A 736-nucleotide genomic window follows, 5' to 3' on the forward strand; every position below is an offset into this window, starting at 1 on the left:
GACCGGTAGTGGTCCACGGAGGTGTCGACCCGCGTCGCCGTGCGCGCCTGAGCACCGTAGGCGCGCACCACCGCCGCGCCGACCACGGACTCCGAGATCGCGCCCAGCATCTGCGCGACCCGTTCCCGAACGGCCAGATACCGCTGCGCGAGAACCGACTGGAACCGCTTGATGACAAGGGCCATCGGCACGAAGCAGGTGTAGACAACGATGGTCAGCGGCCAGGAGTAGACCGCCATGAGGACGGTCGCGATCAACATCTGCCCGGAGGACAGCAGCAGGATCATTCCGCCGAACTGCAGGAACTGCGACATCTGGTCGACGTCGCTGGTAACCCGTGAGGTGAGCGCCCCCCGCCGCTGCTCCGACTGGGTCAGTGCGGACAGATCGTGGATGTGCCCGAACGCGCGTATCCGCAGCGTCGCCAGCGCAGACTCCGACGTCCGGTAGAGCCGCACGCTCATCAGGTACGCCGCAAAGGCCGTCACCCCGATCGCCACCGTCGCGCCGCCCGCCGCCCAACGGACCACCGACAGGTTGGGTGTCCCGTGAAGCAGGCCGTGGTCGATGGTCTGCTGGACCGCGATCGGGACCACCACCCGTCCCACGGTGGCGATGACCGCAAGGACGAGGGTCACCGGCAGGCCGGCGGTGAGTTCCGGTACAAGGCGGCGGATCTTGCCGAGGGTCACCCCCAGCGGCTCCCCGGAGCGGACCTGAGCACCGCCGTCGGGGC

1 protein-coding gene is annotated in these 736 nt (G+C 68.9%); it reads right to left on the reverse strand.

Translation table 11 applies throughout. The annotated features are described in order from the left end of the window. Window positions 1-692, reverse strand: a 692-nt coding sequence (locus tag U9980_RS23605; RefSeq protein ID WP_322769948.1) for an ABC transporter transmembrane domain-containing protein, incomplete at its 3' end; no start/stop codon positions are given. Window positions 693-736: the final 44 nt, after the last annotated feature.

It is taken from the genome of Protofrankia sp. Cr1, from assembly GCF_963555865.1.
In the GTDB taxonomy this organism is placed as follows: domain Bacteria; phylum Actinomycetota; class Actinomycetes; order Frankiales; family Frankiaceae; genus Protofrankia.